This window comes from Streptomyces sp. NPDC007983, assembly GCF_042958345.1.
Taxonomy (GTDB): domain Bacteria; phylum Actinomycetota; class Actinomycetes; order Streptomycetales; family Streptomycetaceae; genus Streptomyces.
Genome location: NZ_JBIBJI010000008.1, coordinates 438,042 through 464,406, shown reverse-complemented (window position 1 = coordinate 464,406; position 26,365 = coordinate 438,042). Strand labels below are relative to the sequence as shown.

General features: G+C 71.5%; 25 protein-coding genes. 12 read left to right on the top strand and 13 right to left on the bottom strand.

What is annotated here, in order from left to right:
- Positions 1-77 precede the first annotated feature (77 nt).
- From ACFZCY_RS26595 to ACFZCY_RS26580, 4 genes are all read left to right on the top strand, one after another.
- Positions 78-524 (top strand): nitroreductase/quinone reductase family protein, encoded by a 447-nt coding sequence (locus ACFZCY_RS26595; RefSeq protein WP_391178242.1) that lies wholly within the window; start codon positions 78-80, stop codon positions 522-524.
- A gap of 200 nt (positions 525-724) precedes the next feature.
- Complete coding sequence (locus ACFZCY_RS26590) at positions 725-907, top strand: hypothetical protein (RefSeq protein ID WP_391178240.1); 183 nt, start codon at positions 725-727, stop codon at positions 905-907.
- 201 nt (positions 908-1,108) lie between these two features.
- Positions 1,109-3,046, top strand: a complete 1,938-nt coding sequence (gene htpG / locus ACFZCY_RS26585) for a molecular chaperone HtpG (RefSeq protein WP_391178237.1) — start codon at positions 1,109-1,111, stop codon at positions 3,044-3,046.
- A 145-nt stretch (positions 3,047-3,191) separates the two neighbouring features.
- Positions 3,192-4,148: an alpha/beta fold hydrolase gene (locus ACFZCY_RS26580; RefSeq protein ID WP_391178233.1), complete on the top strand. Its 957-nt coding sequence runs from the start codon at positions 3,192-3,194 to the stop codon at positions 4,146-4,148.
- Between the two features lie 7 nt (positions 4,149-4,155).
- Here ACFZCY_RS26580 and ACFZCY_RS26575 read toward each other — a convergent pair whose 3' ends face one another.
- A complete protein-coding gene (locus ACFZCY_RS26575; protein WP_391178229.1) occupies positions 4,156-4,812 on the bottom strand; it encodes a TetR/AcrR family transcriptional regulator C-terminal domain-containing protein in 657 nt (218 codons plus the stop codon).
- A gap of 100 nt (positions 4,813-4,912) precedes the next feature.
- Between ACFZCY_RS26575 and ACFZCY_RS26570 the strand changes: the two genes are divergently transcribed.
- On the top strand, positions 4,913-5,857 hold the full coding sequence (locus ACFZCY_RS26570; RefSeq protein ID WP_391178226.1) for a serine/threonine dehydratase: 945 nt from the start codon (positions 4,913-4,915) through the stop codon (positions 5,855-5,857).
- Positions 5,858-5,923: 66 nt separating this feature from the next.
- Here the strand turns inward: ACFZCY_RS26570 and ACFZCY_RS26565 are convergent, their stop codons facing one another.
- A complete protein-coding gene (locus ACFZCY_RS26565; protein WP_391178224.1) occupies positions 5,924-6,406 on the bottom strand; it encodes a VOC family protein in 483 nt (160 codons plus the stop codon).
- 57 nt (positions 6,407-6,463) lie between these two features.
- A complete protein-coding gene (locus tag ACFZCY_RS26560) occupies positions 6,464-7,195 on the bottom strand; it encodes a MerR family transcriptional regulator (RefSeq protein WP_391178221.1) in 732 nt (243 codons plus the stop codon).
- Between the two features lie 122 nt (positions 7,196-7,317).
- Here ACFZCY_RS26560 and ACFZCY_RS26555 point away from each other — a divergent pair, with 122 nt between their 5' ends.
- Positions 7,318-9,609, top strand: coding sequence for an ATP-binding cassette domain-containing protein (locus tag ACFZCY_RS26555; RefSeq protein WP_391178219.1), 2,292 nt, complete (start codon positions 7,318-7,320; stop codon positions 9,607-9,609).
- Positions 9,610-9,619: 10 nt separating this feature from the next.
- Here the strand turns inward: ACFZCY_RS26555 and ACFZCY_RS26550 are convergent, their stop codons facing one another.
- The 5 genes from ACFZCY_RS26550 to ACFZCY_RS26530 form a co-directional block, all read right to left on the bottom strand.
- Entirely contained in the window at positions 9,620-11,188 is a 1,569-nt protein-coding gene (locus ACFZCY_RS26550) for a PTS ascorbate transporter subunit IIC (protein ID WP_391178216.1), read from the bottom strand.
- A gap of 28 nt (positions 11,189-11,216) precedes the next feature.
- The gene (locus ACFZCY_RS26545) at positions 11,217-11,999 is read right to left on the bottom strand and encodes a PTS sugar transporter subunit IIA (protein WP_391178212.1); all 783 of its coding nucleotides are present in this window, start codon (positions 11,997-11,999) and stop codon (positions 11,217-11,219) included.
- Positions 11,929-13,590, bottom strand: a complete 1,662-nt coding sequence (locus tag ACFZCY_RS26540; protein ID WP_391178208.1) for a cation acetate symporter — start codon at positions 13,588-13,590, stop codon at positions 11,929-11,931. Before ACFZCY_RS26540 ends, ACFZCY_RS26545 begins: the two co-directional genes overlap by 71 nt.
- Entirely contained in the window at positions 13,587-14,021 is a 435-nt protein-coding gene (locus ACFZCY_RS26535) for a hypothetical protein (protein WP_391178206.1), read from the bottom strand. The genes ACFZCY_RS26540 and ACFZCY_RS26535 overlap by 4 nt, the downstream gene beginning before the upstream one ends.
- 215 nt (positions 14,022-14,236) lie before the next feature.
- On the bottom strand, positions 14,237-15,538 hold the full coding sequence (locus tag ACFZCY_RS26530) for a helix-turn-helix domain-containing protein (protein WP_391178202.1): 1,302 nt from the start codon (positions 15,536-15,538) through the stop codon (positions 14,237-14,239).
- Positions 15,539-15,798: 260 nt separating this feature from the next.
- Between ACFZCY_RS26530 and ACFZCY_RS26525 the strand changes: the two genes are divergently transcribed.
- Positions 15,799-16,560, top strand: coding sequence for a dienelactone hydrolase family protein (locus ACFZCY_RS26525; protein WP_391178199.1), 762 nt, complete (start codon positions 15,799-15,801; stop codon positions 16,558-16,560).
- Between the two features lie 77 nt (positions 16,561-16,637).
- Positions 16,638-17,441, top strand: a complete 804-nt coding sequence (locus ACFZCY_RS26520; protein ID WP_391178330.1) for a lytic polysaccharide monooxygenase — start codon at positions 16,638-16,640, stop codon at positions 17,439-17,441.
- A gap of 63 nt (positions 17,442-17,504) precedes the next feature.
- Here the strand turns inward: ACFZCY_RS26520 and ACFZCY_RS26515 are convergent, their stop codons facing one another.
- Entirely contained in the window at positions 17,505-17,951 is a 447-nt protein-coding gene (locus tag ACFZCY_RS26515; protein ID WP_391178196.1) for a spore-associated protein A, read from the bottom strand.
- A gap of 111 nt (positions 17,952-18,062) precedes the next feature.
- Positions 18,063-19,253, bottom strand: coding sequence for a substrate-binding domain-containing protein (locus tag ACFZCY_RS26510; protein ID WP_391178192.1), 1,191 nt, complete (start codon positions 19,251-19,253; stop codon positions 18,063-18,065).
- 114 nt (positions 19,254-19,367) lie between these two features.
- Between ACFZCY_RS26510 and ACFZCY_RS26505 the strand changes: the two genes are divergently transcribed.
- Positions 19,368-19,535 carry a hypothetical protein gene (locus ACFZCY_RS26505; protein WP_391178189.1) on the top strand — a complete coding sequence of 56 codons (168 nt, stop codon included), beginning with the start codon at positions 19,368-19,370 and terminating at the stop codon, positions 19,533-19,535.
- A gap of 167 nt (positions 19,536-19,702) precedes the next feature.
- The gene (locus tag ACFZCY_RS26500) at positions 19,703-21,445 is read left to right on the top strand and encodes an alpha-amylase family glycosyl hydrolase (RefSeq protein ID WP_391178186.1); all 1,743 of its coding nucleotides are present in this window, start codon (positions 19,703-19,705) and stop codon (positions 21,443-21,445) included.
- A 164-nt stretch (positions 21,446-21,609) separates the two neighbouring features.
- Here ACFZCY_RS26500 and ACFZCY_RS26495 read toward each other — a convergent pair whose 3' ends face one another.
- Complete coding sequence (locus ACFZCY_RS26495) at positions 21,610-22,791, bottom strand: aminotransferase class I/II-fold pyridoxal phosphate-dependent enzyme (protein WP_391178327.1); 1,182 nt, start codon at positions 22,789-22,791, stop codon at positions 21,610-21,612.
- 284 nt (positions 22,792-23,075) lie between these two features.
- Here ACFZCY_RS26495 and ACFZCY_RS26490 point away from each other — a divergent pair, with 284 nt between their 5' ends.
- Positions 23,076-24,191 carry a mechanosensitive ion channel domain-containing protein gene (locus tag ACFZCY_RS26490; protein ID WP_391178183.1) on the top strand — a complete coding sequence of 372 codons (1,116 nt, stop codon included), beginning with the start codon at positions 23,076-23,078 and terminating at the stop codon, positions 24,189-24,191.
- Here the strand turns inward: ACFZCY_RS26490 and ACFZCY_RS26485 are convergent.
- Both ACFZCY_RS26485 and ACFZCY_RS26480 read right to left on the bottom strand, forming a co-directional pair.
- Positions 24,188-24,811 carry a hypothetical protein gene (locus ACFZCY_RS26485; RefSeq protein ID WP_391178180.1) on the bottom strand — a complete coding sequence of 208 codons (624 nt, stop codon included), beginning with the start codon at positions 24,809-24,811 and terminating at the stop codon, positions 24,188-24,190. The genes ACFZCY_RS26490 and ACFZCY_RS26485 overlap by 4 nt on opposite strands.
- A 61-nt stretch (positions 24,812-24,872) precedes the next feature.
- Positions 24,873-25,457, bottom strand: coding sequence for a hypothetical protein (locus tag ACFZCY_RS26480; protein WP_391178177.1), 585 nt, complete (start codon positions 25,455-25,457; stop codon positions 24,873-24,875).
- A 137-nt stretch (positions 25,458-25,594) separates the two neighbouring features.
- On the opposite strand from ACFZCY_RS26480, the gene ACFZCY_RS26475 reads away from it, so the two are divergent.
- Positions 25,595-26,359: a DUF2071 domain-containing protein gene (locus tag ACFZCY_RS26475; protein WP_391178174.1), complete on the top strand. Its 765-nt coding sequence runs from the start codon at positions 25,595-25,597 to the stop codon at positions 26,357-26,359.
- The last annotated feature ends 6 nt before the right edge of the window (positions 26,360-26,365 follow it).

Here is a 26,365-nt window from a genome sequence, read left to right as displayed (position 1 = left end):
TCCCCCGGGATGATCGCGTGGGCCCGGGGCGTTATGCGGTGCGGACATCTTTGTCGACGACGATGGGGACGGATGACATGCCGATTCAAGGCGAGTACGAGCCGAGCCCGACCCAGTGGGTGCGCGATCAGGTCGAGCTGATCGAGAGTTCCGGTGGCACCCGGGGCACGACGATGCGGGACATGCCCGTCATCGTGCTGACCACGCGCGGAGCGAAGAGCGGGAAGATCCGCAAGACTCCGCTGATGCGGGTGGAGCACGAGGGCAGGTACGCGGCGGTGGCCTCGCTCGGCGGCGCCCCCAAGCACCCCGTCTGGTACCACAACGTGCTGGCCGACCCCCGCGTCGAGCTGCGCGACGGGCCGGCGGTGTGGGACATGATCGCCCGCGAGGTCACCGGCGAGGAGAAGGCGCTGTGGTGGCGGCGCGCGGTCGAGGCGTTCCCGGACTACGCCGACTACCAGGAGAAGACCACGCGCGAGATCCCCGTCTTCGTCCTGGAGCCCGCGGACACTCCGCACTGAGCCCTTGACGCTGGTGGGCGGGGGCACGGCCGCCGAGCCGTGCCCCCGCCCACCGCGTGACGGCCTCCGCCCGGCCATCACACAATATTCACGCAACCGGACCCGCGGGACGACGGTGATATGCGTCCTCGCGACAAGGGAAACCGGAGGTTAGGCTCGGGTGGCACACCTGCACCACGGCACGAAGGAAGTACCTCAGCATGACCACCGCGAACAAGGGCGACCTGTCCCCGATCTACGACAGTCTCATAGCGGAACAGGGCGACGTTCCCGCCGAGGCGCGGGAAGCGGCCGAGGAGATTCAGCGGGAGGCCGCCGAGGCCCTCGACTGGAGTCGGCTGCGTCCCGGCCAGGACTCCCACCCGCACCAGCAGAGCGAGTGACGAGGAGTCCGTACCGCCTCACCCCCAGCGGGTCTTCGGATACGACAACGACAACCGCGCGGCCCGGGGCTCCGGCCGTCGGGCCACGCAAACAGCGCGAAGGCACCGGACCACCACGCGCAGTGACCTCCCTCTTCGATAAGATCCGGGCGACGCACCGGACTTGAAGGCGTCGCACACTTATCGCATGAGGGGAATCTGGTGACTACAGGGGTAGAGACATTCGAGTTTCAGGTCGAGGCGCGCCAGCTCTTGCAGCTGATGATCCATTCGATCTACTCGAACAAGGATGTCTTTCTGCGGGAGCTCATCTCCAACGCCTCCGACGCCCTGGACAAGCTGCGGCTGGAATCCCTCCGGGACGGGGACCTGGAGGCGGACACCTCCGATCTGCATATCGCGCTGGAGGTCGACAAGGAGCAGCGCACGCTGACCGTGCGCGACAACGGCATCGGCATGTCGCACGATGACGTGGTGCAGCTCATCGGCACGATCGCGAACTCCGGCACCGCGAAATTCCTCAAGGAGCTGAAGGAGTCGCAGGACGCGGCGGCATCGCAGGACCTCATCGGGCAGTTCGGGGTGGGCTTCTACTCCAGCTTCATGGTCGCCGACGAGGTGACGCTGCTGTCCCGGCGCGCGGGCGAGAGCCAGGGCACCCGCTGGGTGTCCAGCGGCGAGGGCACGTACACCATCGAGCCGGTCGAGGACGCGCCCCAGGGCACCGCGGTCACGCTGCGGCTCAAGCCCGAGGACACCGAGGACCACCTCTACGACTACGCCTCCCCGTGGAAGATCCGGGAAATCGTCAAGCGGTACTCGGACTTCATCACCTGGCCGATCCGCATGGCCGGGGAAAGCGCCACCAGCACGTCCGAGGACGACAGCACCTCCGAAGACGACGGCACACCCGAACTCGAGACGATCAACTCGATGAAGGCGTTGTGGGCCCGCCCCCGGGGCGAGGTCACCGACGACGAATACAACGAGTTCTACAAGCACATCAGCCACGACTGGAACAACCCGCTCGAAACCATCCGCATGCAGGCGGAGGGCACCTTCGAATACCAGTCGCTGCTGTTCATTCCCTCCCGCGCACCGCAGGACCTGTATATGCAGGACCGTAAGCGGGGTGTGCAGCTCTACGTCAAGCGCGTCTTCATCATGGACGACTGCGAAGCGCTGATGCCGGAATATCTGCGCTTCGTCAAGGGTGTCGTCGACGCCGCGGACCTTTCACTGAATGTCTCGCGCGAGGCCCTCCAGCAGGACCGCCAGATTCAGCTGATGCGCCGCCGGCTGGTCAAGAAGGTGCTGTCGACGGTGAAGGACATGATGTCCGACAACGCCGAGCGGTACGCGACCTTCTGGAAGGAGTTCGGCCGCGTCCTCAAGGAAGGTCTGCTGGGCGATTTCGAGAACCGGGACGCGATCCTGGAGGTCTCCTCGTTCGGCTCGACGCATGACGCGGAGCAGCCGACCACGCTCCGGCAGTACGTGGAGCGCATGAAGGACGGGCAGGAGCACATCTACTACATGACGGGCGAGTCCCGCTCGATCGTGGAGAATTCGCCCCATATGGAGGCGTTCCAGGCCAAGGGGTACGAGGTACTGGTCCTCACCGACCCCATCGACGAGCTGTGGGTCGACGCCGTCCCCGAGTTCGAGGGCAAGCAGCTGCGGTCGGTCGCCAAGGGGCAGGTCGACCTCGACGACGAGGACGAGTCGAGCGAGGGCGGGCCCGAGCGCGAGCAGCAGAAGAAGGACTTCGCCGATCTGCTGTCCTGGATGACGACGACGCTGAGCGAGCAGGTCAAGGAGGTGCGGCTGTCCTCCCGCCTCACCACCTCCCCGGCCTGCATCGTCGGCGACACCCACGATGTCACTCCGGCCCTGGAGAACATCTACCGCGCGATGGGGCAGAACGTGCCCCAGATCAAGCGCATCCTGGAGCTGAACCCCACGCATCCGCTGGTCAGCGGGTTGCGCGCGGCCCACGGTGAGCGCCCGATGGACTCCGGCCTCGCGGAGACGGCCGAACTCCTCTACGGGATGGCCCTGCTCGCCGAGGGCGGGGAACTGAGCGACCCCTCGCGCTTCATCAAGCTGATGGCCGGCCGCCTGGAGCAGACGCTGTGACCCACGCCCTCCCGGTGGGCCGTGGCGACGGCCCACCGGGAGGGCTTTTTGCCGGACCGGCAATTTCCCTCCGCTTCTCCCCGGCCGCCATCGCATGATCGTGGCGTTGCGGGGCCGCCGGGCCCCGGCGGCTCAGGGAGGATCCATGCACCACCGGCTGGTCGACGTTCCGGATGCCCGTATCCATGTGGTGGAGGAGGGCTCCGGCCCCCTGGTCCTCCTGATCCACGGCTTCCCCGAGACGTGGCGCTCCTGGCGCCATCAGCTCCCCGCGCTCGCCGCGGCCGGGTATCGCGCGGTGGCCCTCGACGTACGCGGCTACGGCCGCTCCTCCAAGCCCCACGACGTGGCGGCGTACCGCATGCTCGCCCATGTCGCCGACAACGTCGGCGTGGTCCGCGCCCTCGGCGAGGAGACCGCCGTGGTCGTGGGCCACGACTGGGGCTCCCCCATCGCCGCGAACTCCGCGCTGCTCAGGCCCGATGTCTTCACCGCCGTGGGGCTGCTCGGCGTGCCGTACGCGCCCCGGGGCGGTCCACGGCCCAGCGAGATCTTCGCGCGGATCGGCGGGGACGAGGAGTTCTACGTCGGCTATTTCCAGCAGCCCGGGCGGGCCGAGGCGGAGATCGAGCCCGATGTGCGCGGCTGGCTCGCCGGGTTCTACGCCGCGCTCTCGGGCGACACGGCACCCTCCCCCGACGGCGGCAGCCCCTTCTTCATCCCGCGGGGCGGGCGGATGCGGGACCGCTTCCCGGACGGCCCGCGGCCCGCCTGGCTCACCGAGGCCGACCTCGACGCGTGCGCGGCGGAGTTCGAGCGGACCGGGCTGACCGGGGCGCTGAATCGCTACCGCAACGCCGACCGCGACTGGGAGGATCTCGCCGCGTGGGACGGGGCACCGCTCACCCAGCCCTCGCTGTTCCTGGCCGGGGAGCGGGACGCCTCGCTCGGCTGGCTGGCCGACGCCATCGCCGCCTACCCCACCACCCTCCCCGGCCTGGTGTCCTCGCATCTCCTCGACGGCTGCGGCCACTGGGTGCAGCAGGAGCGCGCGGAAGAGGTCAACCGGCTGCTGATCGCATGGCTGGGGGCGCTCGGCTGAGGACGTCTCAGCCGAGGTGTTCGGCGGGCGGAGCCGCGGCGCGGATCAGCTGGCGCAGCGCGTCGTAATAGACGCGGTGGTCGGTCATGGCGGGCAGCACCACGTCCAGCTGCCGCGTCAGCACCGGGAACTCCTCGGGATCCAGCGCGGCGAGCGCCGTACGCGCCGTGGCCAGGGCCCGCTTCTCGTCGCGGTGGTCGACGAAGGCGACGGCGCCGAGGGTGAGCAGATACAGCCGGCGGTATACCTGGACGGCCGCCGCCGGTGTCATCCCGGCGGCGATGCTCTGGGCGAGCTGTGGCTCCACCAGGCGGCTCAGCAGCTGTGGGTCGAACCAGGAGCGGCCCGCGCGCAGCGCCGCCAGCCCCGGGTGCCGGATCAGCACCTCGTAGAGCGCGGTGAAGCGGGCCTCGGTGGCGTCGGCCCAGTCGGTGTCCCGCGGTACGTGGGGCAGCAGCGTGGCCACGTGGTCGGCGCAGGCGTTCAGCAGTCCGTCGAAGTCGCCGCAGCGGCGGAAGACCGTGGCGTGCGAGACGTCGAGGCGCTGTGCCACCGCCCGGAAGCTCAGGGCCTCGGGGCCCTCCTCGTCGATGACCGACAGGGCCGCCACCGCGATGGTGTCCAGGGCGGGTGGCTCGGCCGCGGTGGTCCGCTTCTTCCTCACGGGCGCTTCTTCCTCACGGGCGCTTCTTTCCCACGGGCCTTTTTCCCCCGGTCTTCTTCTCAAGGATCAGGGTGTAACAGTGGTTGTTACAGTGTATCGCGTGGTTACTCATCAAGATGTACAGGCCGCGGGGCGGCGCGTCGCGGGGCACCTTCGGCCCATCGCGCTCGCCCCGGTGGACGAGGGAGCCTTCGGCGGCGCCGAGGGCTGGCTGGCACTGGAATTCCTGCAGCACACCGGATCCTTCAAGGCGCGCGGGGCGTTCAATTTCATCGGCAGCCACGTCGAGGCGGGCTCCGTTCCGGACGCGGGTGTCGTCATCGCCTCCGGCGGCAACGCCGGGCTGGCCTGCGCCTGGGCGGCGGCTCGGCACTCCGTGACAGCCACGGTGTTCGTGCCCGAGACGGCACCCGCGGTCAAGGTCGGCAGGCTGCGGGCACTCGGGGCGGATGTGCGCCAGGTCGGCCGGGAGTACGCCGAGGCGCTGGACGCCTCCCGCGCGTACGCCGCCGAGACCGGCGCGCTGGAGTCGCACGCCTACGACCATCCGCTGATCGCGGCCGGTGCGGGCACCGTGATGGAGGAGATTCTGCGGTGCCGCCCGGACCTGGACACGGTGGTCGTGTCGGTCGGGGGCGGCGGGCTGTTCACCGGGGTCGCGGCGTCCGCGCTGGAGCACGGCGTCCGGGTGGTGGCCGTGGAGCCGCGCGGCTCCCGCGCGCTCAACGCGGCGCTGGAGGCCGGGGAGGTGGTCGACGTGCCCGTGGATTCGGTCGCGGCGGACTCGCTGGGGGCGCGGCGCGCGGCGCCGATGGCGCTGGAGTGGGCGCGCGAGGACGGGGTGCGGTCGGTGCTCGTGTCCGATCAGGCGATCGTCTCGGCGCGGCAGGCGCTGTGGGACGACCGCCGGATCGCGGTGGAGCACGCCGCGGCGACGGCGCTGGCGGCGGTGCGGTCGAGGGCGTACGAGACCCGGCCGGGCGAGAAGGTGGCGGTGCTGCTGTGCGGGGCCAACACCGACCCGGGGGACCTGGCGCGCCCGTAGTCGCGAGGAGTCCGGCCCGCCCCTGTCCCGAGTGCGGGGGAAGGGGCGGGTGCGGCCGGTGGCCGTCTACTCCCCCGCGTACGCCTTCCGCAGTGCGGCGATGTCGAACTTGACCATCGACATCATGGCCTCCATGGCGCGCTTCGCCTTCGCCGGGTCGGAGTCGGCGATCATCTCCGTGAGGACCTCGGGGACGACCTGCCAGGACACCCCGAACTTGTCCTTCACCCAGCCACACGCGACCTCCTGGCCGCCGCCCTCCAGGAGCCGGTCCCAGTAGTAGTCGACCTCCTCCTGGTCGGCGCAGTGGATCTGGAAGGAGATGGCCTCGTTGAAGGTGAACTCCGGCCCGCCGTTGAGCCCGACGAACTTCTGGCCGTTGATCTCGAAGTCCACGGTCAGCACCGAGCCGGGGGTGCCGGGGCCGGCCTCGGTGTGGCGGACGGTCCGGCCGAGCTTGCCGTCCTTGAAGATCGAGACGTAGTGCTGCGCCGCCTCTTCGGCCCGGCCGTCGAACCACAGGCATGTGGTGAAACCGTCGCTGGCCATCGGTGCCTCCTGCTGGTGGGAGTGTTTACCTTTACCGACCGGCGGCGCGCGGCAAACTCATCGCTCCTCGGCGCACTGTTTTCCGGTGAGATACGCGTGCAGCCGGCCGGCGCCTTCGAGCATGGCCGTGGTGCGCCGGGTCAGCCCCTCCCGGCGCTCGGCGACGGCCTCGCGCAGGGCGGCGCTGCTGCCGGTGCGGCGCAGCCCCTCCAGGACGGGCCGGATCCGGTCCAGCGGGTAGCGGTCCTGCCGCAGCATATGGATCATCCGGGCGTCCCGGACGTCGGCCGGGCCGAAGGTGCGGTACCGGGTGCCGCGCTCCCGCTTCGGGACCAGCAGCCCGGCCGACTCCCACACCCTGAGCGCGGAGGTGCGGACGCCGAGGTACGCGGCCACTTCGCCGATGCGCAGGCCGCCCCGCGGTACGTCCAGGGCCTCGGGGGTCTGCCCGGCGACCGCTTCGAGCGCCTCGCCCGCGGCCCGCAGCGACAGTCGCTGGTCGTGCACGGCCGCGTGGGCGGCGTCCACGAGGCTGAGCGCCAGGGGTACGTCCCCGGCGTGCACCGCCCGCATGACCTCCCGGGCCGTCTGCTGTCCGTACCCCGGGACGAGCGCGTCGTAGGTGACCAGCGCCCGGCGGTGGCGGGTGTCGAGCCTGCGGTAGCCGGCCGGGGTGCGGGGCGCCGGGGGCAGGATCCCCGCGTCGACGTAGTTGCGGATCTGCTGGGTCGAGACTCCGGCCGAGCGCGCCAGATCGATGGGGCGCAGCGGTGTTTCAGTGCGGCTCATGGGGTGAGCCTACCCGCGCTTGTTTCAGGGCGAGTTGAGGGTTTTCCACCCTCACTGCCCGTCAAGGCGGCACCGGATGGTGAAAAGTCTCTACGCGACACTTCAATGAAACACTTGAAGGCATGGATGTCAGCGACAGCGACGATGTACGACACCACCACGCCGCGGACGGCCACGATGTGATCCAGGTCCGCGGGGCCAGGGAGAACAATCTGCGGGGCGTCTCCCTCGACATACCCAAGCGGCGGCTCACCGTCTTCACCGGAGTCTCCGGGTCCGGGAAGTCCTCGCTCGTCTTCGACACGGTCGCCGCGGAGTCACAGCGGCTGATCAACGAGACCTACACGGCGTTCGTGCAGAACTTCATGCCGACGCTCGGCCGCCCGGACGTCGACGCGCTGCGCAATCTCAGCGCCGCGATCGTCGTCGACCAGGAGCGGATGGGCACCAACTCCCGTTCCACCGTGGGCACCGCCACCGACGCCCACACCATGCTGCGGATCCTCTTCAGCCGGATCGGCACCCCGTATGTGGGCCCGCCGCTTGCCTTCAGCTTCAACACGGCCGAGGGCATGTGCCCGCGGTGTGAGGGGCTGGGCCGGGTATCGGAGATCGACATCGGCCAACTGGTCGACCGGGAGCGGTCGTTGAACCAGGGGGCGATCACCGTCCCCGGATTCGGGGTGGACTCGTGGTACTGGCAGCTCTTTGCGCACTCCGGCCTTTTCGACCCCGATGCCCGGCTCGGGGCCTACACCCCGGAGCAGTGGGAGGACTTCCTGCACAAGCCCGCCACCAAGATCAAGGTGGGGAAGAACAACCTGACCTACGAGGGGCTGGTCACCAAGGTCCGGCGGCTGTACCTGGCCAAGGACCGGGAGGCGATGCAGCCGCAGGCGCGCGCGTTCGCGGACCGGGCGGTCGCGCTCGCCCGCTGTCCCGAGTGTGACGGCTCCCGGCTGAACGAGGCCGCCCGGTCCTGCGCGGTCGGCGGCCGCACCCTGCCGGAGTGCTCAGCCATGCAGATCAGCGACTTGGCCGCGTTCGTCCGGGGCATCCGGGACGACGCGGTCGGGCCGGTCCTGGAAACCCTGCGCGGCACACTGGACTCGCTGGTGGAGATCGGTCTCGGATATCTGAGCCTGGACCGGGAGTCCGGCACGCTCTCCGGTGGCGAGGCGCAGCGGGTGCGGATGGTCCGCCACCTCGGTTCGAGTCTGTCGGACGTGACGTACGTCTTCGACGAGCCCACCGTCGGACTGCATCCGCATGACATCCGGCGGATGAACACCCTGCTGCTCCAGCTGCGCGACAAGGGCAACACGGTGCTGGTGGTGGAGCACAAGCCCGAGACGATCCAGATCGCCGACCATGTGGTGGATCTGGGCCCCGGGGCCGGTGCGGCGGGCGGGCAGATCACCTACGCGGGCGATCTGGCCGGCCTGCGGGCCTCGGGCACCCTGACGGGCGACTACCTCGGCCACCGGGTGAGCCCGCGCGACAAGGTGCGGAAGCCCCGCGGGCACCTGCCGATCACCGGTGCCCGGCTGCACAATCTGCGGGACGTCGATGTGGACATCCCCCTCGGGGTGCTCACCGTCGTCACCGGGGTCGCCGGGTCCGGCAAGAGTTCCCTGATCCATGGGTCGCTCGGCGGACGCGACGGGGTGATCGTCGCCGACCAGTCGGCGATCCGTGGCTCACGCCGCAGCAACCCTGCCACGTACACGGGGCTGCTGGACCCGATCCGGTCGGCGTTCGCCCGGGCCAACGGGGTGAAGCCGGGGCTGTTCAGCGCCAACTCAGAGGGGGCGTGCCCCCGTTGCAAGGGCATCGGCCTGACCTACACCGATCTCGCGATGATGGCCGAGGTGGCGTCGGTGTGCGAGGAGTGCGAGGGCAGGCGGTTCAAGGCGGAGGTGCTGGCGTACCGGCTGCGCGGGCGCAGCATCGGCGACGTGCTCGCCATGTCGGTGGCCGAGGCGCGGGAGTTCTTCACCACCGGGCAGCCGCGGGTGATCCTGGACCGGCTGATGGCGGTGGGTCTCGGCTATCTCGGGCTCGGCCAGCCGCTCACCACCCTGTCCGGTGGTGAGCGGCAGCGGCTCAAGCTCGCCATCCACATGGCGAGGAACGGCACGACGTACGTACTGGACGAGCCGACGACCGGGCTGCATCTGGCCGATGTGGACCAGTTGCTGGCGCTGCTCGACCGGCTGGTGGACGACGGCAACACGGTCGTCGTCATCGAGCATCACCAGGCGGTGATGGCGCACGCGGACTGGATCGTCGACCTGGGCCCGGGGGCGGGCCATGACGGCGGCCGGGTGGTGTTCACCGGGACGCCCGCCGACCTCGTGGCCTCCGGTACGTCGCTGACCGCCACGCATCTGCGGGAGTACGTCGGCGGGTAGCCGCCGGGTGTCACCGGGGCGGTGGCGGGGGTGCGGGGGCGCCCGCGGGCGGGGCGATCTTCGGGTACGACGCGCTCCGGCCCGGGGCGTCCGCCACCGCCCCCGCGTCCGCGGCCGCCGTGTCCCTGGGCATCAGGGCATCGCGGGCGGCGCCCGGGTCCCAGCCCGTGTCGACCACGCGCTTCTGCACCAGGACGGCGGCGCCCAGCACCGCCAGGCCGATGAGCAGGATGAGGGCGATCCCCACACCGCCACCGGCCTTGCCCGCGTTGCCGATGAGCGCGCCGAGCCAGCCGAAGTCGGCGTCGCCGAAGGTGGTGTTCTGCTGCCCGAACGCGCCGAGCACCTTGAGCAGCAGGGCGGGCAGGAAGGTGATGAGCACACCGTTGAGGAACGCCCCCACGGCGGCACCGCGCCGGCCGCCGGTGGCGTTGCCGTAGACGCCCGCCGCGCCGCCGGTGAAGAAGTGCGGCACCAGGCCCGGCAGGACCAGCGCGAGCCCGAACGCCGGGTTGAACACCCAGGTGAGCAGCGCCAGGCTGACCAGGCCGCCGGTGAAGCTGGAGAGGAAGCCGATGAGCACGGCGTTCTGCGCGTACGGGAAGACGATCGGGGCGTCCAGGGCGGGCAGCGCGCCCGGCACGACCTTGCTCGCGATGCCCTGGAAGGCGGGCACGAGTTCGCCGAGGATTGTCCGCACACCGAAGAGGATGACCGCGACGGCGATGCCGAACTGCAGGCCCTGCATCACCGACTGCATCACATAGTTGCCGGTGTCCGTGGCCGCTGTTCCGGTGCCGGTGGCGAACGCCTCGAAGGCCGTCTTCTGCCCCGCCTTGAGGAGGAAGAGCACCGCCATCACCACATAAATGAACAGCATGGACAGGGCGGTGGCCACCATCGAGTCGCGCAGGAAGCGCAGTCCCTCGGGGAGCTTCATCTCCTCGGTGCTGCGGCTGCGCTTGCCGACCACCTTCCCGGCCGCGCCCGCCACCACGTAACCGGCCGTGCCGAAGTGGCCGATGGCGACGGTGTCGTTCCCTGTGACCCGCTTGGTCCAGGGGTGGGCGAAGGCGGGCATGGCCACCAGCATGATGCCGAGCAGCACGCCGCCGACCGCCACCACGACGACGGTGGACTGGCCGGCGCCCGCCAGCACCACGGTCAGCAGGGTGGCCATGAACAGCATGTGGTGTCCGGTCAGGAATACATAGCGCAGCGGCGTGAACCGGGCCAGCAGCAGGCTGACCACGAAGCCCAGGATCATCAGCCAGGCGACGCGCGACCCGAACTGTGCCTGGGCGATGCCGACGATGGCCTCGTTGGTCGGGATCACGCCGTGCGCGCCGGTGACGCCCTGGATCATCGTGCCCAGCGGGGCGAGGGAGTTGGTGACCAGCCCCGCGCCCGCTCCGATGAGCAGAAAGCCGAGGGTCGCCTTGATGGCACCGCCGATGATCTGCCCGGTTGTCTTCTTCATCGCGATGAGCCCGATGGCGGTGATGATGCCGATCAGATACGCGGGTTCGCTCAGGATCTCGTTCACGAGAAACTTCGCGGGTGTTACGAGCCAGCCCATGATTCTTCCACTGTTCCCGTCAGCTCGGTCAGACGTCGTACGTGTCCCGGAGCACCGCGTCGACCTCCGCGGTGCTCGTGAAGTCCTGAACCACCTTCACCGGCCGTCCCACATCGCCCAGGGTCCGGGCGATCTCGCGGGAGGTGAGCAGGGCCACGGCCTCGGACGCCTTGCCCTTCGCGGAGATGGTGTCGGTGGCCTCCACGGTGACGTACGCCGACCACCCCCAGCGGTCCAGCACCTGCTCCAGGGTGTTCTTGAGGAAGAGGCTCGTGCCCACGCCGTTGCCGCACACCGTGAGGATCTTGTGCAGCGAGGGCCCGGCCGCCGTGGGCTTCCCGGCGGCGGGGGCGGGCCGTTCGTCGTCGCCGCCCAGTACGGCGCGCAGCGCCTCGGGGGTGGGCGCCGCGGCGAGGGCCGCCGTTGCGCCGGGGTCGCCGAGCAGCCGGGCCAGGCTCGCCATCGCGGAGGTGTGCGCGCCGGAGTCGGTGGCGGCGAGGGCCACGACCAGGGTGACCGGGTCGTTGGTCTCGTGGCCGAACGCGACGGGTTCGGCCAGGCGCACCCAGGACATGCCGGTCGCGTGTACGGCGGGAGAGGGCCGGGCGTGGGCGAACGCCACGCCGGGCGCGACGACGATGTACGGCCCGTTCTCCTCGACGCTCGCGATCATCTCGGCGGTGTACTCGGCGGTGGTGCGGCCCGCTTCCACCATGAGTCCGCCGGCGATCGCTATCGCCTCACGCCAGTCCGCCGCCCTCGCGTCGAGCCGCACGGACTCGACGGGGAGCAGATCTATCAGTTCGTCCATGGCGCGAAATCCTCGCATCCCCGCCCTGCGTCCCAGGTGGCGAGGGGTCCTCGAGGTGCGGCCGCCCGCCGAGGCGGGAGCCGGCCCAGCCCAGCAGGAAGCCCACCGGGATGGTGATCAGGCCCGGGTTGCGCAGCGGGAACCAGTGGAAGTCGCGGTCGGGGAAGACCGCGAGGGCGCCGCCCGAGACGGCCGGGGAGAACACGATCGTGAGGAGGGTCAGCCCGAGGCCGCCGTACATCGCCCAGCGCATTCCGGCCACCGTGAAACCGCGCCACATCGTCCCGTACAGCAGGACCGGCAGCAGCGCGGAGGCGGCGGCCGTGAAGGTGAAGGAGATCAGGACCTGGCGGTTCCAGTGCTGCGTCACGAGCGCGAGGGCGACGGCCACCACGCCGACGCACACGATCGCCGCGCGGGCCGCGGCGAGTTCACGGACCGGGGAGAGCCGTTCCGGGAGCACGACCTTGGCCAGCACATCGTGGGCGAGGGAGGCCGCGGCGGCGAGGGTGAGCCCCGCGACGGCCGCGAGTGTGGTGATGACGACCGCGCAGGCGATGAGGGTGAACAGCAGGCTGCGGTGGGCCGCGGCGTCGGGGTCGAGCGCGCGGGTGAGCAGCAGCAGGGAGTTGGTGCCGGTGGGGTCGGCGGCGCGCAGCGCCGGGAGCCCGACGATGGCCGTGGCGCCGGCGCCGACGACGACGATCAGCGCGCCCAGCGCGGCGACGGCGCCGACGGCCCAGGTCGTGGCGGCGCGGGCGGCGCGGGCGCCGCGGATCGGGTGGAGCCGCATGGTGATGTGCGGCAGGCAGGCCGCGCCGACGGCCAGGGTGAGCTGGACGCTGATGACGTCCAGCTTGCCGGTGAAGGAGTCGCCGAACTGGCGGCCGGACTCCCAGAAGGCGTCGCCGTAGCCGCTCTTGTCGGCCGCAGCGCCGAAGAGGCTCGCCGGGTTCCAGTCGAAGCGCTTGACGACCAGCACGGCGAGCAGGATGAACGCGCCCAGCAGGATGACGGTCTTGAGGATCTGGATGAAGCCGGTGCCCTTCATCCCGCCGAGGGCGGCGTAGCAGACCATGAGGGAGCCGATGAAGATGGTGCAGCCGGTGACCGACGCGGTGCCGGGGATGCCGATCAGCAGGGACATCATGTCGCCCGCGCCGTTGAGCTGGACGGTGAGCAGCGGCATGGTGACCGCCAGCACCAGGACGGCGGTGCCGATACGGGCCGGGCGCTCGCTCAGCCGCTCGGACAGCACATCGCCCAGGGTGTACCGGTCGCGTCCGCACAGGGGCCCGGCCATCACCAGCATGAACAGCAGGATCGAGACCACGGTGGACATGGTGATGAGGACGCCGTCGAATCCGGCGATGGCGATGGTGCCGGTGGTGCTGAGGACGGTGGCGGCCGAGATGTAGTCGCCCGCGATGGCCAGGCCGTTCTGCATGGGGCCGAGCGCGCCGGTGCCGACGTAGAACTCGGAGGGGTCGTCGCTGTCGGTGGCCGCCAGGATGCAGAGCAGGAACGATACGGCGACAAAGCAGGCGAACAGCACGAACGCCAGGGTTCTGGGCTCGAAGTCGCCGCTCATCGCTCCCTCTCGTAGGTGTCCTCGGCGGGGGCGCGTCGCTCGGCCCGGACGAGAACGGTGACCAGGACCGCCGCGTCGGCGCCTACCAGCAGGGCGCCCACCGTGAAACCGCCGCCCGCTCCGACGTCGATCCCCCCGCCCGCGGTGCAGTTGACCACCACGGCGGCCAGATGGCAGGCCAGCGCGGCGCACGCGGCCCGCGCCGTCCACGGCCACGGCCGCCGCCACCGTGGGGAGCGCCGCGCCCGGCGCTCGCCACGGTGGCCGGAGCGGGAGTCGGGGTGGTCCGGATGGAAACCGGGGTGGTCCGGACGGGAGTCGGGGTGCGGGCCGGGGCGGGGACCCATCGCCTCCGGCGGCCGCGGTGGCATGACCTCGGCGGTGCGCACCGGGCGCGGTTGTGTGGCCTGCCCCCATGCGTGATCGGACATGTCGTGCTCCTCGTGGCGGATCCGTCCGGTACGGGTGGACGGGACCGCCACGACAGCAGCTCACCGGGACCGCCGTACAGCCCGTCGAGGGACCGCGTGGCAGAGGCACATGATCCACTTGCGGCCGTTGTGCACGCCCACACTCATCCTGGTCATGCGAAGCCGTTACCGGCTTTCCGGCCGCAAAGGTCTGTACCGGAGCCTCACGCCCCCGGTCAGGGCGACAGCAGTCCGTGTGCCGCGAGGGCGAGCGACAACTCGACGACGTCGCGCGGGCGGTGCAGCGTACGCCCGGTCAGTTGCTCGTAGCGGCGCAGCCGGTTGAGCACCGTGTTGCGGTGGCAGAACAGGGCCCGCCCCGCCTCGCGCGCCGACCCGTCGGCGTCCAGCCAGGCCGTCAGGGTCTTCAGCAGGACGTCCCGGTCGGCGGGTTCGAGCGCCAGGACGGGCCCGAGCATGCGGTCGGCGAGCGCGGTGGCCAGGTCCGGGGAGGACACCACCAGGGCCTCCGGGTAGTGCTCCGCCAGCAGCGCCACCTCGCCGGTGGCGGGGCATGCGCGCAGCGCCGTATCGGCGAGCAGGCGGGCCGCGTTCACGGAGGCCAGGCCCGTGACGGCGGGGCTGACCCCGGCCCGGGCGCCGGTCGGGACGGTGAGGGAGCGGGCCACCTCCCGGGGGTGGACGTCCCCGAGGAGGACGATCGCGTGGGCGGTGGACTCACCCGTGTGCCACACCGTACGGCCGCCGCCGTGGACCTCCGGCGGGCGCGGCGCGGCGGGGCCGGAGCCCGAGTGGTCCATCGCCACGACCGCGTAACGCCCCTGCTCGGGCAGGCCCAGCACCTCCTCCGCCTCCGGGAAGTCGCTCACCCGGGCGGTGCCGTCCAGCAGCGCCTCGACGATGATGCGGAACCGGTTCTCGCGGTGCCAGGCGAGCTGCCGTCCGACCTCGTGGTACGCCTCGGCGACGAGCGTGCAGTGCTCGTCGACGAAGTTCCAGATGTCGGCCGCCACATGCACCAGCCCCCGGGCGCCCACCGGGTCCTCCCGCGAGGCCGTCTCCACCAGCTCGTCCCAGACGACGGTGCACCCGATGCGGAAGCCGTGCAGCAGCGCGTCCAGCGGGAGGCCCTGGGCCGCGCGGTCGGCGCCGATCCGCCAGGAGACGGAGCGGGCCGTCTCCCGGGTCTCCTTGGGGTACAGCAGGGAGCGCACATTGTTGGACAGCGAGTCGTTGACGTCCCGCCACAGCTCGTGCGGATCGAGGGAACCGGCGCGGTAGACGGGTTCTCGCTCCCGCATCAGGGCGACCACCTCGTCGGTCAGCCGGGGCAGTTCGTCGATCAGGACACGGGCGGTCCGGTGCAGCAGCGCGATGGCCTCGGGGTCGGCCCGCGAGCGTATCGGCGGACGGGCGGCGGGCATCCGGGGCAGCGCCCGGGCCCTGTCGGCAGACAGTCGGCTGGCAGAGCGCCCGGCGGCGGGGCCGACGGTGCGGGAGCCGGTGACTGGGTGCATGACGTTCCTCCACCTCTGACGTGCGATGTGCCGCTCGACGCGGCATCATGAGGCCCGCTCCGCTCCGGGGCCGGGCCTCCCCCGCTATTGCATCATCGGCATACCGCCTGGTCGGTGCCTTCGGTCAATTCCCTTCCGCGCCGTCGTACCGTCAGGCCGCTGGAGCCGGTCCACGGGGCCCCGAAGCCGCGGCGGTACGGTGGGGCCGCGCCGGCCATGGTGACCGGCGCTGCCCCACGACGTGAGAGAAGGTTGCGGCAATGGCTTCCGCGCACGGCGCCTCCCTTGACATCCCCACCCCCGACGGGATTGCCGACGCCTACCTGGCCCATCCCGACGACGGGAATCCGCATCCCGGCGTCCTGATGTACCCGGACGCGTTCGGGCCGCGCGCCTCGGTCGAGGAGGCGGCGAAGCGCCTCGCCGGGCACGGCTACACCGTGCTGGTGCCCAACGTCCTCTACCGCGCGGGGCGGGCGCCCGTGGTGGAGCTGCCGGAGTTCATCGACCCCTCGCGGCGGTCGGACCTCTTCGACCGGCTCGGCCCGCTGATGAAGGCGCACACGCCCGAACTGGCGATGCGGGACGCCGGGGCGTACCTCGACTGGCTGGCCGCCTCTCCTCTGGTCACGGACGGGCCCGTGGGCAGCGTCGGCTACTGCATGGGCGGTGTGCTGGCGGTACGCACCGCGGCGGCCCACCCCGAGCGGGTCGCGGCCGCGGCCAGCTTCCACGGCGGCCATCTGGTCACGGACGCCCCGGACAGCCCGCACCGGCTCGTCGACCGGATCTCGGCGGAGCTGTACTTCGGCCACGCCGACCAGGACCCGTCGATCCCGGCGGACCAGATCGCCGTGCTGGAGCAGGCGATGGACGCGGCCGGGGTGCGCTACCGCAGCGAGGTGTACGAGGGCGCCCACCACGGGTTCACGCAGGTCGACACCGCCATGTACGACGCCGCCGCGGAGGACCGGCACTGGCGGGAGCTGCTGGCGCTCTTCGAGCGCGCGCTGGGCAAGTAGCCGAGCACGCGCTGGGCGAGTAACGCGCCACCGTCGGCCCGTTGAACGCACCGCCCCTCCCCCTCGTACTCCCCGGCATGACCGCGCATCGCATCGCCGCCTCGGCCGCCGTCGCCGGAACCGCCTCGCTCCTGCTCACCGTGGTGGGCGCCGGGCCCGCCCTGGCCCACGGGGCGCCGGTGGATCCGGTCAGCCGGACGGTGGCCTGCTCGCCGGAGGGCGGGCGGGAGGCGCGGTCGGCGGCCTGCACGGCGGCGAAGGCGGCCGGGGGCGCGGCGTTCGGCGAGTGGGACAATCTGCGCGTCGCCGGGGTGAACGGCAGGGACCGGCAGCTGATCCCGGACGGCAAGCTGTGCAGCGCGGGCCTCGACGGATACCGGGGGCTGGATCTGCCGCGCGCGGACTGGCCCTCGACGCGGCTCGCCCCCGGGGCCGCTCTCACGCTCGGCTACAGCTCCACGATTCCGCACACCGGGACCTTCGAGCTGTATCTGACCAAGCGGGGCTACGATCCGACGCGCCCGCTGAAGTGGTCCGATCTCGACGCCAAGCCGTTCGCGAAGGTGAAGGACCCGGAGCTGACCGACGGGGCGTACCACATCAAGGCGAAGCTGCCGTCGGACCGCCGTGGCCGTCAGCTCCTGTACACGATCTGGCGCAACTCCAGTACGCCGGACACGTATTACTCCTGCTCGGACGTGGTGCTCTCCGCCGGGGCGAGGAACGGCGGCGCGCTGGTGCCCGCCGACGGCACCGCCGAGCGCGCCGATGACAGCGGCAGCAGTGGCGGCAGCACCGCGATGCCGCTGGTCGCGGGTGGCTCGGCCGCCGCCGTACTGACGGCCGCCGGGGTGTTCGTGACACGGCGTCGCCGCCGCTGAGTGGCAGCGGCGGCGACCCGTCGGGCGGTGCGTCAGGTGGTGCGGTGTGCGGGGCCGCGCGGATTACCAGCCCTTGGTCACCCGGTGCGCGGTGAGGGATCCGCAGTTCGATCCGTAGGTGTAGGTCGCCTGGTTGTCGATGCCCCCGGCCCAGTCGATGCACTTCCCGCGCCCGGTGTCGTAGATCGGACCGGCGTAGGACTTGTACAGGCCGCTGTCCTGCTGCGGCTCGTCCGAGCCGTTCACGTAGAGGTACGCGAACATGTTCTTCGCGGCCCCCGCCGAGTTCCGGACGGTGACGACACAGTTCTTGCCCTTGGCGGAGTTGTACGTCAGGAAGACGGTGCCCTGGGAGCCGACCGGCGCCGAGTTCACCACCTTGTACCCGCTGCCGCAGGCCCCGTTGTACGCGGCCCTGGCCGCCGCCGAGGCGGACGGGGCCAGGACCACGGTGCCCGCGACGGCCGAAGCCAGGACCGCGGTCGCGGCAACATAGCGCGAAATCTTCATATTTCCCCCTTGTAACCCTAGGACGCTTTTTGCGTCGTCTAGGTGACATGTGGGTGCCAAGGATGGTTGTACGGAATCCGCTGGGATCGATCCGAACAGCAGTGCTCCGGATCAGGCCGGTGTGCTGGCGCGGATGACGAGACGGGTGGGGAGTTCCGGCGGCGCCGCACCGGCCACGGGGGCGGGCGGGACGGGGGACGCCCCATGGTCGGCGCGGGGATCGGGGCGGTGCTCGCTGTAGTGGTCGGTGTGGTCGAGGAGCAGCCGGGCCGCCGACTCGCCCTTCTCCACGGTCGGCTGATGGACCGTGGTGAGCGGCACGGCGGCGGTGGCGGCCGCGGGAATGTCGTCGTAGCCGATGACGGCCAGGTCGCCCGGCACGGCGAGGCCGTGATCCCGGGCGGCAGCGCACGCGCCGAGCGCGAGGGTGTCGGAGACGGCGAGCAGCGCGGTGGGGCGCGGACCCGGCGCGGTGAGCAGGGTGTGGACGGCCGTGCGGATCGCCGCGATGTCGTTCCTGCCGCATTCGATGACGGTGAGGTCCGCGAACGGCAGCCCCGCCTCGGCCCACGCGTCGCGGTAGCCCAGCAGCCGACGGCGCAGGATCGCGCTGGTGGTGGAGAGCGCCTCGGGCCAGGTCGCCGGGCCGAGCCGCGGCTGCACGGCGAGCTTGTCGACCAGGATCACGGCCCGCCGGTGGCCGAGGCCGACCAGATGGCGGGCGGCGCGCCGGGCGCCGCCGAAGTCGTCGACGGTGACGAATCCGGCCCAGGCGCCGCCGAAACGGTCCCGTCCGGTGTCATGGCCGGGCGAATCCACGGCCAGCACCGGCAGTTCGCGCTTGACCAGGATGTCGAGACCGGGGTGATCCTCCTCCACGCTGTACAGGAGCGCGGCGTCGATCACCGCCTTCTCCAGCGCCGCGAGCGGCGCGTCGGCCACCTGCTGGACGGGGGCCGCGGCATGCCGGGCGAGCGGTCCCACGGCGGGCGGCAGGGCGAGCAGGGTCATCGTGGTGCGGCGCCGCTGGAACTCGCGGGCCACGCCCTCCAGGAACGCGGTGGCGGCCGGATCGGCGAACGCCGTCTCCAGCGGGAGGGGCAGCACCACCCCGACGGTACCGGTGCGTCCGCGCCGGAGCGACGCGGCGGCCGGGTCGGGGCCCGCGTAACCGACCTCCTCGGCGGCCCGCAGGACCCGTTCGCGCATGGTGGCGGAGAAACGGCCGGTGTCGTTGAGGACGTTGGAGACGCTCATCACCGAGACCCCCGCCGTGCGGGCCACATCCTTCAGCGTCGCCATCCGCTCTCCCGGTTTGCTCCGGCTTCTCGTGATCGCTTGCCGCTCACCCCCATCCTATGACACTGTGCTTTATCGATACATCAACGGTGATGTGCCGCACGAGAGGGCCTGTCCGTGAGCAGTCAGAGGCACCACATGCTCGCCGGGGTACCGTACGCCGCCCCCGCCCCGGCCGCCGACGCGCCGCGTCCGGCCGCGCCCCTGAGCCGCAAGGCCCTCAGCCGCCGGATCCCCGGCCGCCCGGCCGCTCACCACAAGGCCCCCGCCCCGCGCGGCATCTGAGACCCGGCCCGGGGCCTGACGAGCGCCGTCCGCACCGCACCTGACCGGCCATCGCGCCGATCCGCGACAACCTGCCACATGGCGCCGGACCGCCCCTGCCCTGCCGACTCCCCACGTCGGCGATCGCACCAGCAAGAGCCAGCACGAACCAGTAATGGGATGGACGCATGACAGCCCCGGATGAGCGCCGGACGACCTCGATACCGGCGAGTGACGAGGCATCGGGCCTCGCCACGGCCACCACGGCGCCCCGCCCCTCCACGCATCGCACGGAGGGCTCACCGCGCGCCTGGTGGCGCGACGCGGTGATCTACCAGATCTACCTCCGCAGCTTCCTCGACAGCACCGGGGACGGCATCGGCGACCTCGCCGGGGCCCGGCTGGGGCTGCCGTACCTCAAGAAGCTGGGCGTGGACGGGATCTGGCTCAGCCCGTTCTACCCGTCGCCGCAGCACGACCACGGGTACGACGTCGCCGACTACCTCGACGTCGACCCGATCTTCGGCGATCTGGACGAGTTCGACCGGCTGGTGCACGATGCCCACCGGCTCGGGCTGAAGGTCCTCATGGACATCGTCCCCAACCACTGCTCCAGCGAACACGCCTGGTTCCGCGCCGCCCTGGCCGAGGGACCCGGCGGACCCGCCCGGGCACGCTTCCACTTCGCCGACGGCCGCGGCGCGGACGGCGAACTGCCGCCCAACAACTGGCACGCCATGTTCGGCGGCCCCGCCTGGAGCCGGGTCACCGAACCCGACGGCACCCCCGGCCAGTGGTACCTCCACCTCTTCACCCCCGAGCAGCCCGACCTCAACTGGCGCGAGCCGTCGGTCGGCGAGCACTTCCACGAGGTGCTGCGGTTCTGGCTCGACCGGGGCGTCGACGGGTTCCGTATCGATGTGGCCGCGGGCCTGTTCAAACACCCCGACCTGCCCGACTCCGACGACCCCACCATCGACGAACGCACCCGCGACTCCGTCAATCCCCTCGCCTGGAACCAGCCGGAGATCCACGAGGAGTGGCGCCGCTGGCGCGCCATCTGCGACGAGTACGCGGCCCGCGACGGGAACGACCGGCTCCTGGTCGGCGAGGTCTCCGTGCCGACGCCGCTTGAGCAGGCCAAGTACGTGCGTTCCGACGAACTCCACCAGGCCTTCTTCTTCCACCTGCTCACCGCGCCCTGGAACCCGGACGTCTTCCGCAAGGTGATCAGCGAGGCGATGCGGGACATCGCCGACACCGGCTCCACCGTCACCTGGGTCCTCAACAACCACGACCAGGTCCGCACCGTCACCCGGTACGCGGGCGAACCGGCGACCGGCGAGGTGGAGTGCCTCGGCCCGGCCCGGGCCCGCGCCGCCGCCCTGCTGATGCTGGCCCTGCCCGGCGCCGCGTACGTCTACCAGGGCGAGGAGCTGGGCCTGCCCGAGGTGGTCGACCTGCCGGACGAGGTGCTGACCGATCCCATCTTCCACCGCACCGGCAGCCGTCAGCACATCCGCGACGGCTGCCGGGTGCCGCTGCCGTGGTCGGGGCTCGCCTCGCCGTTCGGCTTCACCACCGGCGAGGCGGTGGCCCAGCCGTGGCTGCCGCAGCCCGAGTGGTTCGCCGAACACGCCACCGACCGGGCCCTGGCCGACACCGACTCGTTCTGGCATCTGTACCGCGAGGGGCTGTATCTGCGGCGCAGCCTTCCGCAGATGGGCGAGGGCCCACTGGTGTGGATGGAGTCGCCGCCCGAGGTGCTGGCGTTCATGCGGGGCGACGGGCTGGTGTGCGCGATCAACTTCAGCGACCACCCGGTCCCGGCTCCGGTCCCCGGCGCGCCGATTCTGGCCAGCACCTCCTGCCCGCCGGGGACGCTGCCGGGCAGCGCCGCGGCCTGGTGGATCACCGATGTGACCGGCTGACGCCGACGGGTCCCCGGACCGGCCGTACAGCACGGCGTGCTGACGGCCGGTCCGGGCGTGGCTCGGGCCCAGGCGTGGCTCGGGCCCAGGCGTGGCTCGGGCCCAGGCGGGGCTCGGGCCCAGGCGGGGCTCGGGCCCAGGCGGGGCTCAGGGGCGGGCGGGGCTCAGGCGAGGGCGGCGGCCATCCGCCGTACCGCCTCGGCGAGCAGCTCCGGCGAGGTGGCCAGGTTGAGCCGGACATGCCCCGCCCCGCCCGTACCGAACGGCAGTCCGGAGTTGAGGGCCACCCGGCCGCGGTCGAGGAAGACGGCGGCGGGGTCGTCCCCCAGGCCCAGGGCGCGGCAGTCGAGCCAGGCGAGGAAGGTCGCCGGGCCCGGCCGGTAGCGGACCCCGGGCAGGTCCCGGGCCAGCAGAGCGGTGAGCAGCCCGCGGTTGTGGTCGAGCCCGCCCAGCAGGGCGTCCAGCCAGTCCCCGCCTTCGCGCAGCGCGGCGGTGTGGGCGATGACGCCGATGTGGCTGGGGCCGTGGCCGACCTCTTCGGGGAGGCGCGCCAGGTCCTCGGCGGCGGCGGGCCCGGCGATGGCCAGCGCGGCCTTGAGCCCGGCGAGGTTCCACCCCTTGGAGGCCGACATCAGCGACAGCCCGCTCTCCGCGCCGGGCACGCTCAGATACGGGGTGAAGGTGGTCCCCGGCGCGACCAGGGGAGCGTGGATCTCGTCGGCCACGACCCGTACGCCATGGCGGCCGGCGAGCGCGGCGACGGCGGCCAGCTCCTCGGCGGTGTGCACGGTTCCGGTCGGATTGTGCGGGCTGCACAGCAGATAGGCGGCCCGCCGGCCGCCCGCGACGGCCCGCCGGAAGGCGTCCTCCAGCGCGGCGAGGTCGAGCCGCAGGTCCGCGCCCAGCGGCGCCTCCACGACCCGGCGGTCCATATGCTCCACGAACGGGTAGAAGGGCGGATAGACGGGACAGTTGACCACCACCGCGTCCCCCGGGCCGCTGATCAGCTTGAGCGCCTCGACGACGCCCAGCATCACATCGGGCACGATCGCCGTGCGCTCCACGGCGAGCCCGTCCCAGCCCCAGCGCTCCCGGGCGAAACCCGCCAGCGCCTCGGCGTACGCCGTACCGGCCGGATAGCCGGTGTCGCCGAGGGTCATCGCGTCGGTGACCGCCCGCACCACCGGCTCGGCGAGCGGGACGTCCATCTCGGCCACCCACAGCGGCAGCACGTCGTCCGGGTAGGTGCGCCACTTCATACTGGTGCGGAGACGCAGCCGGCCGAGGGAGAGCCGGTTCAGCGGATTGGGGTCGTCGTCGGCCGGGCCGCGCGGAATGAGATCCATGTCATCCATGTCGTCCATGCTTCCCACGCTGCCCATGTTGTTCATGTGCCCCATGCTGTGACGATGGGCCAATTCCGTCATGACGGTCATGGCCGGGCGGTCATCGGGAGGTTGACGGGATACGGCAATATGGCAGGTCACGTCGAGGCCGTGTGTACGTGCCGCGACGGAATCGGCACATCCTCCGCACGAACAGGTGACCAGGTGAGCAGCAGACAGAACTCCGGGCCGGTGACGACACGGTCCGCCGCCCCGAGGGCGGCGGCCACTTCGGGAGGTGAGCGGTGAACCGGGCACTCACGCTGCACGACATCATCGTGGTCGGCGCCGCGCTCATCGCCGCCGCGGCGGCCGGAGTGCTGCTGCGGATGGGGCTGCGCTGGCTGGGCGAGCGGGCCCGCAGGACGCGGTGGAGCGGGGACGACATCATCGTCGACACCCTGCGCACCCTGGCCCCTTGGGCGTCCATGGCGGTCGGCGTGTCGTCGGCGGCCGCGGCGCTGCCGCTGACCCGTACGCTCGGTCACACCGTCAACCAGGTGGTGATAGCGGCGCTGATCCTGGCCACCACGGTCACGGCGGCGCGGGTCGTCGCCGGCCTGGTGCAGACGCTGGCGCTGTCCCGGTCCGGGGTCGCGGGCACGGCCACGATCTTCGTCAACATCACCCGTATCGCGGTGCTGATGATGGGCGTGCTGATCCTGCTGCAGACGCTGGGCATCTCGATCGCGCCGCTGCTCACCGCGCTGGGCGTGGGCGGTCTGGCGGTCGCGCTGGCCCTGCAGGACACCCTGGCCAACCTGTTCGCGGGCGTGCACATCCTGGCGTCCAAGACGGTGCAGCCCGGTCACTACATCCGGCTCAGCAGCGGGGAGGAGGGGTACGTCGTGGACATCAACTGGCGTAACACCACGATCCGTCAGCTGTCCGACAACCTCGTCATCATCCCCAACGCCAAGCTGGCGGGCACGATCACCACCAACTACCACCAGCCGGGGCAGGAGATGTCGGTGATGGTGCAGGTGCGGGTCGCGTACCGGAGTGATCTCGAACATGTCGAGCGGGTGACGGCCGAGGTGGGCGCGAAGGTGATGGCCGATGTTTCCGGCGGCGTGGTCGATTTCGAGCCGAGTATCCGCTTTCACACGTTCGGCGAGTCCGGCATCGACTTCTCGGTCTTCCTGGGGGCGCTGGAGTTCAGCGACCAGTACCTGATCAAGCACGAGTTCATGAAGCGGCTGCACCGGCGCTACCAGGCCGAGGGCATCGAGATCCCGCTGCCGATGCGTACGGTCGTCCTCCACCAGCCGGGCCAGGTGCCGCTGCCCGCCCAGCGCACCGGCGAGCCGGACCTGACCCCGGGCCCGGGGGCCGTCACGAGCCCGGGGAGCACCGCCTAGCCGCAGTGTTCGGCCTTCTCCTGGTCGGTCATGGGACGGGTGTGCTGGGTCTTGGTGCTGGGCGCGTCCGGCTTGGGGCCGGTCGCGTCGAACGGCACGTACCAGATGTAGTGGCCGTAGAACTTGTCCTCGAAGTGCAGTTCGTAGGTTCCTGACACGCGCTGCGTCCGGGGCGCTCGGGTCACCCAGCCGACCTCACCGGGGCGGACGTCCACATTGGTGGTGTCGGTCTCGGTGTGCGAGCTTTCCCAGGTGTGTCCGTACGACGTCTCGACGCTCACCTTGAAGACCTCCGAGAAGCCGTACTCGGCGCTGAGCGAGACCCCGAGACTGTTGGTCTCCCCGGTCGTGTCGGCCCAGGCGATGCTGGAGCGCTGGAGGTCCTGGGTGCAGTTGTAGGCGCTGTCGCCCACCTGGTGCGACTCGCCCACGGCGTCCGTGGGCGCGCCGTCGGGGTGGAAGACGCAGGAGTCGGTGCCGTTGTCGCACTTGTCGAGCAGTTCGCGGTTGGTGGGGGTCTCCTCGGCTTGCGCGGGGGCGGCGAGCGCCATGCCGCCCACGGTGGCCATCGCGGCCAGCACGAGGGTGATACGGGTCCGGGACGTGCGGATGCGGCTCACTGTTGGGTGCTCCCTGTGGGGGGATTTCGGCGGTCCGTGCGGGACCGCGACGGATGAGGGATCAGCTGAAGCCGATCGACTGGGCGCGGTCGTTCATCATCTGGCCGACGTCGGGGGCGTTCTCGTCGAACGGTCCGTCGCGGTCGCCGCCGAGGTTCGGCTCCGGATAGAGCCAGATCGCGCAGTTGCCCCAGGGCTGCACGGAGGAGACGCGGTTCTTCCAGTCGTCGCCGAGGTCGTACTGCCAGTTGACCCAGCCGTCCTTCTCGCACAGCCCGGGTCCGCTGACGGTGAGCGAGGCGCCGGTGAAGTCCTTGTCGTCGAAGAACGTCCCCAGGATGACGTCCCCCCGCGCTCCGACGTCGGCCTGCGCCGCCTCCGCCCGGAAGGACTTCGACGCGGCGGCGGCCCCTGTGGTGGTGGGCGCGTCGGCGATCCGGCCGCCGGTCGCCCTCTCGATCGCCTCGGTGAACGTGCGGAAGCAACTCTGCTGCCCCGAGCGCGCGTCGACCACGCAGTGGCGTGCGGCGGCCGACGGCGCGGGGTCGGCGGCCGACGCGGACTGCGCCCAGGGGGCGCAGACGAGTCCGGTGGCCACGGCGACGGCGGCGCCGGCGAATCGACGGGGTGTGGTCCGTAAGGGCATTACGGACACCTCCTTGGTGTGGTGGGCCCGATGCGGCCCGTGCTTGGGCACCGCCTGCTCGGTTTGGTCCGGACCAAAACTGGCGGAACCACTAGTTCCGGCCTGAGGGGTGCGCCGGGGCATGCGATGCTGGCGCCGTGCCGTACCACGTCGCGACGCCCGAGCCCGTCACCCCCGACGCCCCCGCGGGCATACGGAACCCCCTGCTCACCCAGGGATGGCTCGACCTCGCCTTCCTCCACTGGGCCATGGACCCGTCCGAGGTGGCGGGGCTGGTGCCGGCCGGGACGGTGCCGGACACGCTCGACGGGGTCACCTATGTCGGTCTGGTGGCGTTCCGGATGCATCGGGTGGGCTGGCTGCGGCTGCCCGGGGTCCCGTATCTCGGGACGTTCCCGGAGACCAATGTGCGGCTGTACACGGTGGACGCGCACGGGCGGCGCGGGGTGGCGTTCCGCTCGCTGGACGCCTCCCGGCTGGTGCCGGTGGTCATGGGGCGGGCCGCCTTCCGGCTGCCCTACGTGTGGTCGAAGATGGCCGTCCGCGCCGAGGGCGACACCCTCACGTACACCAGCTCACGGCGGTGGCCGGGGCCGCGCGGCGCGCGCTGCCGCATCACCCTGCGGCCCGGGGAACGCGTCGGGGAGCCGACCGATCCCGAGAACTTCCTGACCGCCCGGTGGGGCATGCACAACGCCTTCTTCGGCGGGGTGGCGTACCTGCCGAACCATCACCCCCGGTGGCCGCTCCACCGGGCGCGGCTGGTCTCCTGCGAGGAGGACCTCATCGCCGCGGCCGGACTGCCCGCCCCGGCCGGGGACCCGGTCAGTGTGCTGTACTCGCCGGGCGTTCCGGTCCGGCTCGGCCGCCCGGCCCGCCCCGCCGGGATCCCCACCCCCTGACGCCCG

Excerpts from the sequence above, each read along its gene's own strand:
- ACFZCY_RS26595 (WP_391178242.1), top strand. The coding sequence starts at position 78 with ATGCCGATTCAAGGCGAGTACGAGCCGAGCCCGACCCAGTGGGTGCGC.
- ACFZCY_RS26590 (WP_391178240.1), top strand. The coding sequence starts at position 725 with ATGACCACCGCGAACAAGGGCGACCTGTCCCCGATCTACGACAGTCTC.
- ACFZCY_RS26580 (WP_391178233.1), top strand. The coding sequence starts at position 3,192 with ATGCACCACCGGCTGGTCGACGTTCCGGATGCCCGTATCCATGTGGTG.
- ACFZCY_RS26565 (WP_391178224.1), bottom strand. The coding sequence starts at position 6,406 with ATGGCCAGCGACGGTTTCACCACATGCCTGTGGTTCGACGGCCGGGCC.
- ACFZCY_RS26560 (WP_391178221.1), bottom strand. The coding sequence starts at position 7,195 with ATGAGCCGCACTGAAACACCGCTGCGCCCCATCGATCTGGCGCGCTCG.
- ACFZCY_RS26555 (WP_391178219.1), top strand. The coding sequence starts at position 7,318 with ATGGATGTCAGCGACAGCGACGATGTACGACACCACCACGCCGCGGAC.
- ACFZCY_RS26550 (WP_391178216.1), bottom strand. The coding sequence starts at position 11,188 with ATGGGCTGGCTCGTAACACCCGCGAAGTTTCTCGTGAACGAGATCCTG.
- ACFZCY_RS26545 (WP_391178212.1), bottom strand. The coding sequence starts at position 11,999 with ATGGACGAACTGATAGATCTGCTCCCCGTCGAGTCCGTGCGGCTCGAC.
- ACFZCY_RS26540 (WP_391178208.1), bottom strand. The coding sequence starts at position 13,590 with ATGAGCGGCGACTTCGAGCCCAGAACCCTGGCGTTCGTGCTGTTCGCC.
- ACFZCY_RS26535 (WP_391178206.1), bottom strand. The coding sequence starts at position 14,021 with ATGTCCGATCACGCATGGGGGCAGGCCACACAACCGCGCCCGGTGCGC.
- ACFZCY_RS26530 (WP_391178202.1), bottom strand. The coding sequence starts at position 15,538 with ATGCACCCAGTCACCGGCTCCCGCACCGTCGGCCCCGCCGCCGGGCGC.
- ACFZCY_RS26525 (WP_391178199.1), top strand. The coding sequence starts at position 15,799 with ATGGCTTCCGCGCACGGCGCCTCCCTTGACATCCCCACCCCCGACGGG.
- ACFZCY_RS26520 (WP_391178330.1), top strand. The coding sequence starts at position 16,638 with ATGACCGCGCATCGCATCGCCGCCTCGGCCGCCGTCGCCGGAACCGCC.
- ACFZCY_RS26515 (WP_391178196.1), bottom strand. The coding sequence starts at position 17,951 with ATGAAGATTTCGCGCTATGTTGCCGCGACCGCGGTCCTGGCTTCGGCC.
- ACFZCY_RS26510 (WP_391178192.1), bottom strand. The coding sequence starts at position 19,253 with ATGGCGACGCTGAAGGATGTGGCCCGCACGGCGGGGGTCTCGGTGATG.
- ACFZCY_RS26500 (WP_391178186.1), top strand. The coding sequence starts at position 19,703 with ATGACAGCCCCGGATGAGCGCCGGACGACCTCGATACCGGCGAGTGAC.
- ACFZCY_RS26495 (WP_391178327.1), bottom strand. The coding sequence starts at position 22,791 with ATGGATCTCATTCCGCGCGGCCCGGCCGACGACGACCCCAATCCGCTG.
- ACFZCY_RS26480 (WP_391178177.1), bottom strand. The coding sequence starts at position 25,457 with ATGCCCTTACGGACCACACCCCGTCGATTCGCCGGCGCCGCCGTCGCC.